Origin of the sequence: Streptomyces sp. NPDC059037, assembly GCF_042740015.1 — a bacterium.
GTDB lineage: Bacteria > Actinomycetota > Actinomycetes > Streptomycetales > Streptomycetaceae > Streptomyces.
In genome coordinates, this window is sequence record NZ_JBHYIG010000341.1 from 1 (window position 1) to 9,641 (window position 9,641).

Sequence of the window (9,641 nt, forward strand, 5' to 3'; positions counted from 1 at the left end):
TCACCCCCGCCGGGCGCGGTTTTGGTTGTTACTGCCACCCCGGGGGGGTTTGTTTTGGGTTTTTTGGGGGGGGGGCTTCGGGGGGGCGGGTGGGGGCTGGTCGCGCAGTTCCCCGCGCCCCTTACGGGGCGCATGACATCTGTCATCCCGGACCCGCAACACACGACACTGCCGCCGTCCGTCGCCCCTGGCGACGATGGAACGCATGACAGCAGTGAGCTTTGACCGCGTGACCAAGAACTACGGGGACGTCCGTGCCGTGGACGGTCTCACGCTCGACCTTTCCCCCGGCGAGACCGTCGCGCTCCTCGGGCCCAACGGGGCCGGCAAGTCCTCCACCCTCGATCTGCTGCTCGGCCTGCGGCAGCCGGACACCGGCACCGTGCGGGTCTTCGGCGGGAGTCCGCGCGAGGCGATCACCGCCGGGCGGGTCGGGGCGATGCTGCAGAGCGGCGGGCTGATGGGCGAGGTCACGGTCCGCGAACTGGTGCGGCTCGCCTGCGAGCTGCACCCGAGGCCGCACCGCGTGAACGACGTGCTCGCCCGGGCGGGTGTCACCCAGCTCGCCGACCGCAAGGTCGACAAGCTCTCCGGCGGCCAGGAACAGCGCGTCCGCTTCGCGCTCGCGACCGCGGGAGCCAGTGACCTGATCGTCCTCGACGAGCCGACCACCGGCATGGACGTCACCGTCCGCCAGGCCTTCTGGGCCACCATGCGCGAGCAGGCGGACCAGGGCCGCGCCGTCCTGTTCGCCACGCACTACCTGGAGGAGGCCGACGCGATCGCGGACCGCGTCCTCGTGCTGCACCGGGGGCGGCTCGTCGCGGACGGCACCGCCGCCGAGATCAAGGCGAGGGCCGGGGCCCGCAAGGTCTCCTTCGATCTGGAGACCATCGACGAGGCGGGCGCCCGCGCGCTGCGCGCGCTGCCCTGCGTGAGCGCCGCCGACGTGTCAGGGCACACCGTCCGGCTCCGGACGACGGACGCCGACGCCACCGTGCACGCGCTCTACGGACTGGCTCTGTACCCCCGGAACCTGGAGGTCACGGGCCTCGGCCTGGAGCAGGCCTTCGTGGCGATCACCGAAGCCGAGGAGGCCAAGGCATGCTGATCAAGCTGGAGATCACCCGCGCCCTGCGCAACAAGAAGTTCCTGTTCTTCTCGGTGCTCTATCCCGCGCTGCTCTTCCTGCTCATCGCGGGCGGCCAGGACGCCACCGACGAGGTCGGCGGCACAGGTCTGGGCGTGCCCGCCTTCATGATGGTCTCGATGGCGTCGTTCGGGGCGCTGACCGCCGTCCTGATGGGCAACAGCGAGCGCATCGCCAAGGAGCGCGAGAGCGGCTGGGTGCGGCAGCTGCGCCTGACCAGCCTGCCGGGGCGCGGCTATGTCCTGGCGAAGACGGCGAGCGCGGCGGTGGTCAGCCTGCCGTCGATCCTCGTGGTGTTCGCGGTCGCGGCCGCCGTCAAGGACGTCCGCCTCGACGCCTGGCAGTGGCTCGCGCTGACCGGGGCGATCTGGGCGGGCAGCCTCTGCTTCGCGGCGCTCGGGGTGGCCATCGGCTATCTCGCGACCGGCGACGCGGTCCGCCCGATCACGATGATCGTGTACTTCGGTCTCTCCGTGCTCGGCGGCCTGTGGATGCCCACGACCACCTTCCCGCAGTGGCTGCGCGACATCGCGTCCTGGCTGCCGACCCACGCATACGCTGCCCTCGGACAGGCCATCGAACTGGGCGACGCCCCGCACGCGAAGGACATCGCGCTCCTCGCCGGGTACTTCGTCCTCTTCGCGGGCGGCGCGGCATGGCTGTACCGGAAGGACACCCTGAAGGCGTGAACGACACCGACGGCACCGAGCGGGACCACCCCCTGCACAGCTTCGGACAGCCGGTGCGGGACCGCCGCCAGCTGCTGACGAAGGCGCTGTGGATCGGCATCTGGCTGGTCTTCCTCGCCAGTCCGGTGCGGGACCTGGTGGAGAGCGAACGGAGCGGCGTGGCCACCGCGCTCGGCTGGCTCGGCCTGGCCGCCTTCGTGGTCTGCTATCTGTCCGTGGTGTTCCGGTACACCGCCAAGGTCCTCGACTGGCGTGTGGTGCGCTGGTCGCTCGCGGCGCTCCTCGCGCTCGCCGTGGTCCTCTCGTTCGCGTTCGGGACGGCCTGGCTCGGGCTCTTCGTGTACGTCGCCGTGTCCGCCGGGGCGGTGCTGCCGATGGGGCAGGCGATGTGGGTCATCCCGGCCGTCACCGGTGTGATGGTGGCGGTCGGCCTGCGCACCGACAGCCTCGGGGACCTGCTCGGCAGCCTCGCCGTGCTGACCCTCCTGGTCGGCTTCGCGATGACCGGGGTGCGGCAGTTGGTCCGTACGACGATTCAGTTGCGGCAGGCGAGGGCGACGGTCGCCCAACTGGCCGCCAACGAGGAGCGGTTGCGGCTCGCCCGCGATCTGCACGACCTGCTCGGCCACTCCCTCTCCCTGATCACGCTGAAGAGCGAGCTTGCCGGGCGGATGCTCCCGGACCACCCCGACAAGGCGGCGCAGCAGGTGGCCGACATCGAGCAGGTCAGCCGCCAGGCCCTGGTGGACGTCCGCGAGGCGGTCTCCGGCTACCGCAGGCGCACCCTCGCCGGGGAACTGGCGGGCGCCCGCACGGCGCTCGCCGCCGCCGGTGTCGAGGCCGACGTCCCGCTGGAGGCGCCCGCCGAACTGCCGGGCGAGGAGGGGGAGGCGGCGCTCGCCTGGGCCCTGCGCGAGGCGGTGACGAACGTCGTGCGGCACAGCGGGGCGCGGCGCTGCACGGTGGCGTTCAGCTCGCGGCAGACCCTCGACGGGCCGATCGTCGAGCTGTCCGTGGAGGACGACGGCGGGGGCGGCTCGGGCGCCGCACAGGGCAACGGTCTGACGGGCCTCGCGGAACGCCTGGCGGCGGTCGGCGGTGTGCTCGAGACGGGGCCCGCCGGGCGCCGCGGCTTCCGGCTCGCGGCCCGGGTGCCGCGGGGCCAGGGAGCGGCTGGGGACCGCGAGGCCTCGGCCCTAGGATCTTCCACATGAGCGCCGCGAACAGCGAAAAGTCCCAGGGCGGCGGCGGCACGGACATCAGAGTGCTGCTCGCCGAGGACCAGTCGATGGTCCGCGAGGCGCTCGCCGCGCTGCTCGGCCTGGAACCGGACATCGAGGTGGTCGCCCAGGTGGCCCGCGGCGACGAGGTGCTGGCCGCGGCGCGCGCCCACGCGGTGGACGTGGCGCTGCTCGACATCGAGATGCCGGGCCGGACCGGCATCGAGGCGGCCGCCGAACTGCACGCGGAACTACCGGAGTTGAAGATCGTGGTCCTCACGACCTTCGGCCGCCCCGGCTACCTGCGCAGCGCCATGGAGGCCGGAGCCGACGCCTTCCTGGTCAAGGACGCACCGGCGGCCCAGCTCGCCGAAGCGGTCCGCAAGGTCCTCGCGGGGGAGCGGGTCATCGACCCCACACTCGCCGCGGCCGCGCTCGCCGGGGGCGCGAACCCGCTGACGGACCGCGAGCGCGAGGTCCTTCGCGCGGCGGCCGACGGCTCCACCAACGCCGAACTGGCCACGGCCCTGCACCTCTCCCCGGGCACGGTCCGCAACTACCTCTCGACGGCCATCCAAAAACTGACGGCCCGCAACCGCGCCGACGCGGTGCGCATCGCCCGGGAGAAGGGCTGGCTCTGAGCCCCGTAAGGGGCGCGGGGCTGTATCGATCTGCGGCTCCGCCGCGGGGCGCGATCAGCCCCCACCGGCCCGCAGTGGATCAACCGCACCCCAGCGCAGAGCTCAATTCAGCATCGCCCGCGCCGCCCGGGCCTCCCGGCGCAGTGTGTCGGCGGCGGCCTCGTCGGCGACGGCCACCTCATCGGCGTACGTATCGATCTCCGCAGCCCCTGTGAGGAACTCGCCGCGCTGGACGAGGAGCCGGGCCCGTTCGTAGTGCAGCCGGTGCTGCGGCGACGGCAGCAGGAGGCAGAGTTCGACCGCCCACAGTGCGACGTCCGTGCGCTCGGGGCGGGCCGCAGCCCAGGCGCGGATGTTGTTGAGGACGCGCAGCACGATCTCGACCGGCTCCGCGGGGCTCAGCATCGCCGGCTGGGGCGGTGCGCCCGTGGCACCCACCACGAGCAGCTCCACATCGGCCCGCGTCAGGACCCGGCCCCCGTCGAACGGGTTGGCGAGCACCCGCTGGTCGCCCGCGCCGAAGCCGACGACGAAGTGGCCGGGCAGCGCGACCCCGTGGACGGGCGCGCCCGCCCGGCGCGCGACCTCGATCCACACCACCGAGAGCAGGATCGGCAGGCCGCGGCCGCGCCGCAGGACCTCGTGCAGGAGCGCGGACTCCAGGCGCTGGTAGTCGCCGGGCCTGCCCTTGAACCCGCAGCGCCCGCCGAGGAGTTCGGCGAGCTCCATGGCCCACAGCAGGGGGTCGCAGGGTGGCCCGGGCAGCAGCTCCGCGAGCCGGTCCAGCTTCCGGCAGGCCGCGTCCATGCCGGCGTCGTCGAGCTCCGCGTCCGCCTCCGCGCCGATCAGCAGGCAAAGACGCGCGAGATCGGGCCGCGCGGACCGTGCCTGATCGGCGAAGAGGCGTCGCCGCTCCGGGGATCGGGGGTGCATACGTGCCTGGTGCCCGGCCGGGCCGATCGCTAGCGCTCCGATCTCCGCTCAGGGGTGCATCCGGGCCCCCTTAAGGACCTTGTCCACGCCATTGCGAGGCCCGTACACCAGGAGCCCGACCAGGTCGAGCTGGTCCTTCGGCACGGCCCGCACCGCCGCCCGGTTGTCCCGGTCGTTGCCGGTGCCGAACAGGTCCGACGTGAAGACGGCCCTGGGCAGCGAGCGGGACAGCGCACGGCCGTGCGCGGCGGTCAGCGTCTCCTTCGTCCCCTCGAAGACGAGGACGGGCTGGCGGAACATCGGCAGGTAGGGGGTGCCGTCGGCGTCCTCGTACGGCTCTCCGATCACCTCGTGCGCCGCCGTACCGAGCCCGCTGACCAGGAACGCGGTCACGTTCAGGCGCTGCCAGGGCTCCAGGTCGTCGCGGAGCAGCACGGCGATCTTCGTGTCGAAGCGGACGGGCGCCGTGCCGGCGGCGGCCCCGGCGGTGTCTGTCTCGGCGCTGGTCCCGGCGCTGGTCTCAGGGATGTTTCTCATGCTTCGAGACTGCCGAGTGGCCCGCTCGCACGTCTTGTACGTTCCTTGCATGGTGGCCCGGCAGGAGATCTCCGCATGGCGCCCGCCGGTCGCGGGCATCGTGGAGGTCTTCCACGCCCACTTCACGGAGCACACATACCCGATGCACGTCCACGACGCGTGGACCCTGCTGATCGTGGACGACGGAGCGGTCCGCTACGACCTGGAGCGCCATGAGCACGGCACGCCGGGCGACACCGTCTCGCTGCTCCCTCCGCAGGTCCCGCACAACGGCTCGCCCGCCACCCCCGACGGCTTCCGCAAGCGCGTGCTCTACCTGGACATGACGCAGCTCGACGCGAGCTTCATCGGCCCGGCGGTGGACGGCCCCGACCTGGTGGACCCCGTCCTGCGCCGACGAGTGGGGCAGCTGCACGCGGCCCTCGCGCGCCGCGGCGACGAACTGGAGGCCGAGAGCCGCCTCGCCCTGATCGCCGAGCGGCTGCGCGGCCACCTGCGGCCCAGGCTCACCACAGGCACCACCGGCCCCAGCGGCGTCGCCCAGAACCTCCGCGAACTCCTCGACGAGCGGCTGCTCGACGGCGTCACCCTGGCCGAGGCCGCACGCCTGGTGCACGCCCACCCCACCCATCTCGTACGGGCCTTCAGCGGGGCCTTCGGCATCGCACCGCACCAGTACGTGATGTCCCGCCGCGTCGACCGCGCCCGCAGTCTCCTCCTGGCGGGACAGCCGCCGGGCGAGGTGGCGACCGCCGCCGGCTTCTACGACCAGTCGCATCTCACCCGGCACTTCAAGCGGGTGGTGGGCATCGCGCCGGGGCGGTACGCCCGCACCGCGAAGGCCGCCACACGGCCCTCCGCGCCCGTCAGTTGAGCATCGCGCGGGCCGCCCGCGCCTGGTCCCGCACCCGGTCCGCCGTGGTCGGCTCCACCGCCGTCACCACATCGGCGTACGCCTCGAGCTCCGCCGCGCCGCCGAGGAAGTCGCCCCGCTGGACGAGCAGCTGGGCCCGTTCGTAGCGCAGCCGCGCCGGGTGCGCGGGCAGCAGGAGGGAGAGCTCGACCGCCCACAGCGCGACGTCCGAGCGCTCGGGGCGGGCCGCCGCCCAGGCGCGGATGTTGTTGAGGATGCGCAGGACGATGTTGAGCGGGTCGGCGGGTCTGAGCATCGAGGGGTTCATCGTGCCGCCCGACGAACCGGCGACGAGCAGCTCCGCGTCCGAGCCGCTCAGCAGCCGCCCGCCCGCGAACGGGTCGGTGAGCACCTGCTCCTCGCGCGGCCCGAAGCCGACGACGAAGTGGCCGGGCAGCGCGACGCCGTAGACGGGCGCGCCCGCCCGGCGCGCGACCTCGATCCACACCACCGAGAGCAGGATCGGCAGGCCTCGGCGCCGCCGAAGCACCTCGTGCAGGAGGGAGGACTCCAGGCGCTGGTAGTCGGCGGGCGTCCCCAGGAACCCGCAGCGCGCGCCGAGGAGTTCGGCCAGCGCGGCCGCCCACTCCCGGGCGCCGCCGGGCCGGTAGGGCAGCTGCCCGGCGAGGTCGTCCAGCTCGATCTGCGCGGCGTCGATGCCGTCGTCGCCGAGTTCCGGATCGGCCTCCGCACTCACCAGGAGGCACAGCAGGGACAGGTCGGGCCGCTCGGACCTGGCCTCCTCGGCGAACCTCCGCCGCGTCGCGGACGTCCTTGACTCCTCGTGCATGCGTGCCTCGTGCCTTACTTACCGAGCCGGCCCCGGCGGGAACCTACCGAGCCGACGGGTATCGATAGTGGTGGTACGTGTGGTGCGCCGCGAAGCCAAGACCGCCGTACAGCGCCCGCGCACCCTCGTTGTCGTCCTCGACCTGCAGCCAGGCCGCCGAAGCGCCCTCGGTGAGCGCCTGCCGGGACAGCGCGGCCATCACCGCGGTCGCGAGCCCCTGGCGCCGGTGCGCCGGATCGACCTCGACCGCCATGAACCCCGCCCAGCGCCCGTCCACCACGCACCGGCCGATCGCCGCGGGACCCGCGTCGGGAGAGGCCCCGGGCACGGAAGCGAACCACACCGAGGGGCCGCTCGCCAGCACCTTGAGCACATGAGGTCCCGGCACCCCGAATCGCTTGTAGCGGCGCAGCCACGCGTCGTCGTAGGAGCGCGAGAGCCGCACCCGTTCCGCTTCCGCCTCCAGATCGCCGAGCGGTGCGAGGGCGCCGATGTGCAGCTGCGCGCTCGCCTCGCGCCGCCAGCCCCGCTCTTCGAGTTCGGCGCTGAGCAGCTCCTGGGTGCCGTCGGCCCCGGTCGCGGTCTGGATGTACGCGGGCAGCTCCCGCTCCGCGTACCAGCGGCGTACGTGATCGAGTGCCTCGTCAAGCGGCCGGCCGGGATCGCCGAGCGGCAGCACGGAGTTGGCCCGCCGGGTGAAGCCGGCCGCCGCCCGCAGCTCCCACTCGCCGAGCATCTCGCTCTCTACCGGCTGCCAGGCGCGCGCGGACACCCGGGCCAACTCCGCGTAGGACGCCGCGGGACCACGCCTGCGGGCCGGGGCGGGGGGTACGACCTTGCCCGCGACAAGGGAGCTTTCCACGATGCGGACACGCTGGCCGTCGCGGCGTGTGATCAGTACCACACCCTCGTTCCACGATGTGAGAACACCCACCGTGTCGGTGAACTTACCGCCCGTCTCGTCCCCTGCGTTCAACTGCCGCACGGAGACCCTTCTGCCCACGTCAGCAGGGGTAATCCGCACCTCAAGCCGTCCGCCCGCAGTGAATTCCACAGCTCTGTACGCCCCTCCTGTTCGGATCATGCTCGGGAACGGAGATACTAGAGGTGGGCATCGACGACGCCGCGCTCCCGCGCGCCAGGCGAGCGGAGCCTGAGGACGGCCCGCCAACGCCCGTATCGAGGAGGAACGACAGCGTGACCTACGTCATCGCGCAGCCTTGTGTCGACGTCAAGGACAAGGCGTGCATCGAGGAGTGCCCGGTCGACTGCATTTACGAGGGCTCCCGGTCCTTGTACATCCACCCGGACGAATGCGTCGACTGTGGAGCCTGCGAACCGGTCTGCCCGGTCGAGGCAATCTTCTACGAGGACGACACTCCGGAAGAGTGGAAGGACTACTACAAGGCGAACGTCGAGTTCTTCGACGAGCTCGGCTCGCCCGGTGGTGCCAGCAAGCTCGGCCTGATCGAGCGCGACCACGCCTTCATCGCCGCATTGCCGCCGCAGAACCAGTAACGGCTGCTTGAAGCGCCGCCCCGGTCCCGTACGGCACGTCCGCCGCACGGGACCGAGGCATTTGTCCACCCACGCATCACGGGAGTCACCACGTGTCCGCAGTCTCTGGTCTCTCTGGCCGCCTTCCCGCCTTCCCCTGGGACAAGCTCGAGCCCTACAAGGCCACGGCCGCCGCGCACGCCGGCGGAATCGTCGACCTGTCGGTGGGCACGCCGGTCGACCCGGTGCCCGAGCTGATCCAGAAAGCGCTGATCGCGGCCGCGGACTCGCCGGGCTATCCGACGGTGTGGGGCACGCCCGAGCTGCGCGACGCGATCACCGGCTGGTGCGAGCGGCGCCTGGGGGCACGCGGCATCACGCACCGGAACGTGCTGCCGGTCGTCGGCTCCAAGGAACTGGTGGCCTGGCTGCCGACCCAGCTGGGCCTCGGCCCGGGGGACGTCGTCGCCTACCCGCGGCTCGCCTACCCGACGTACGAGGTGGGCGCCCGCCTCGCGCGCGCCGACTATGTCGCGTACGACACTGAGACATGGGCGGCTGCCGCCGCGGGGATGGAGCTCGACCCCACGAACCTGAAGCTCCTGTGGCTCAACTCGCCCTCGAACCCCACCGGTCGCGTCCTGTCCAAGGACGAGCTGACCCGCACGGTCGCCTGGGCGCGCGAGCACGGCGTCCTGCTCTTCAGCGACGAGTGCTACCTGGAACTCGGCTGGGACGCGGAGCCGGTCTCGGTGCTCCACCCGGACGTGTGCGGTGGCTCGTACGAGGGCATCGTCGCCGTCCACTCGCTCTCCAAGCGGTCGAACCTGGCCGGCTACCGCGCGGCGTTCATCGCCGGTGACGAGAGCGTCCTCGGCGAACTGCTCCAGATCCGCAAGCACGGCGGCATGATGACGTCCGCGCCGACGCAGGCCGCCGTCGTCGCGGCGCTCGGCGACGACCAGCACGTGCGCGAGCAGCGCGAGCGGTACGCCGCCCGCCGCACCGCCCTGCGCGACGCCCTCCTGAAGCACGGCTTCCGCATCGAGCACAGCGAGGCGAGCCTCTACCTCTGGGCGACCCGCGAGGAGTCCTGCTGGGACACGGTGGGCCACCTCGCGGAGCTCGGCATCCTCGTCGCGCCCGGCGACTTCTACGGCCCCGCGGGCGATCGCTTCGTCCGTGTGGCGCTGACCGCGACCGACGAGCGGGTGGCCGCGGCGGTCGAGCGACTGGCCTGAGCACGCACGGGGAGGGCCCCGGAGCCGATG

The 9,641-nt window shown here is 72.5% G+C and carries 11 protein-coding genes; 7 read left to right on the forward strand and 4 right to left on the reverse strand.

Going from position 1 to position 9,641, the window contains the following annotated elements:
• Positions 1–196 precede the first annotated feature (196 nt).
• Genes ACFWY6_RS40735 through ACFWY6_RS40750 form a run of 4 tightly spaced genes read left to right on the forward strand, consistent with a single transcriptional unit; the run spans position 197 to position 3,700 of the window.
• The gene (locus ACFWY6_RS40735) at positions 197–1,111 is read left to right on the forward strand and encodes an ABC transporter ATP-binding protein (protein WP_384701523.1); all 915 of its coding nucleotides are present in this window, start codon (positions 197–199) and stop codon (positions 1,109–1,111) included.
• Positions 1,105–1,839, forward strand: coding sequence for an ABC transporter permease (locus tag ACFWY6_RS40740; protein WP_384701527.1), 735 nt, complete (start codon positions 1,105–1,107; stop codon positions 1,837–1,839). Before ACFWY6_RS40735 ends, ACFWY6_RS40740 begins: the two co-directional genes overlap by 7 nt.
• Complete coding sequence (locus tag ACFWY6_RS40745; RefSeq protein WP_384701530.1) at positions 1,836–3,053, forward strand: sensor histidine kinase; 1,218 nt, start codon at positions 1,836–1,838, stop codon at positions 3,051–3,053. The genes ACFWY6_RS40740 and ACFWY6_RS40745 overlap by 4 nt, the downstream gene beginning before the upstream one ends.
• On the forward strand, positions 3,050–3,700 hold the full coding sequence (locus tag ACFWY6_RS40750; RefSeq protein WP_384701534.1) for a response regulator transcription factor: 651 nt from the start codon (positions 3,050–3,052) through the stop codon (positions 3,698–3,700). The genes ACFWY6_RS40745 and ACFWY6_RS40750 overlap by 4 nt, the downstream gene beginning before the upstream one ends.
• A 102-nt stretch (positions 3,701–3,802) precedes the next feature.
• On the opposite strand, the gene ACFWY6_RS40755 is transcribed toward ACFWY6_RS40750, so the two are convergent.
• Both ACFWY6_RS40755 and ACFWY6_RS40760 read right to left on the reverse strand, forming a co-directional pair.
• Positions 3,803–4,633, reverse strand: coding sequence for a transglutaminase family protein (locus tag ACFWY6_RS40755; RefSeq protein WP_384701536.1), 831 nt, complete (start codon positions 4,631–4,633; stop codon positions 3,803–3,805).
• A gap of 48 nt (positions 4,634–4,681) precedes the next feature.
• Entirely contained in the window at positions 4,682–5,170 is a 489-nt protein-coding gene (locus ACFWY6_RS40760; RefSeq protein WP_384701538.1) for a DUF2000 family protein, read from the reverse strand.
• A 49-nt stretch (positions 5,171–5,219) separates the two neighbouring features.
• On the opposite strand from ACFWY6_RS40760, the gene ACFWY6_RS40765 reads away from it, so the two are divergent.
• Complete coding sequence (locus tag ACFWY6_RS40765; protein WP_384701541.1) at positions 5,220–6,044, forward strand: helix-turn-helix domain-containing protein; 825 nt, start codon at positions 5,220–5,222, stop codon at positions 6,042–6,044.
• On the opposite strand, the gene ACFWY6_RS40770 is transcribed toward ACFWY6_RS40765, so the two are convergent.
• Together ACFWY6_RS40770 and ACFWY6_RS40775 are read right to left on the reverse strand one after the other, a co-directional pair.
• Positions 6,037–6,873 carry a tetratricopeptide repeat protein gene (locus ACFWY6_RS40770; RefSeq protein ID WP_384701544.1) on the reverse strand — a complete coding sequence of 279 codons (837 nt, stop codon included), beginning with the start codon at positions 6,871–6,873 and terminating at the stop codon, positions 6,037–6,039. The genes ACFWY6_RS40765 and ACFWY6_RS40770 overlap by 8 nt on opposite strands.
• A 43-nt stretch (positions 6,874–6,916) precedes the next feature.
• The gene (locus ACFWY6_RS40775; RefSeq protein ID WP_384701547.1) at positions 6,917–7,927 is read right to left on the reverse strand and encodes a GNAT family N-acetyltransferase; all 1,011 of its coding nucleotides are present in this window, start codon (positions 7,925–7,927) and stop codon (positions 6,917–6,919) included.
• 143 nt (positions 7,928–8,070) lie between these two features.
• On the opposite strand from ACFWY6_RS40775, the gene fdxA reads away from it, so the two are divergent.
• The gene (gene fdxA, locus ACFWY6_RS40780; RefSeq protein WP_030573070.1) at positions 8,071–8,391 is read left to right on the forward strand and encodes a ferredoxin; all 321 of its coding nucleotides are present in this window, start codon (positions 8,071–8,073) and stop codon (positions 8,389–8,391) included.
• Positions 8,392–8,483: 92 nt separating this feature from the next.
• Positions 8,484–9,611: a bifunctional succinyldiaminopimelate transaminase/glutamate-prephenate aminotransferase gene (locus tag ACFWY6_RS40785; RefSeq protein WP_384701551.1), complete on the forward strand. Its 1,128-nt coding sequence runs from the start codon at positions 8,484–8,486 to the stop codon at positions 9,609–9,611.
• Positions 9,612–9,641: the final 30 nt, after the last annotated feature.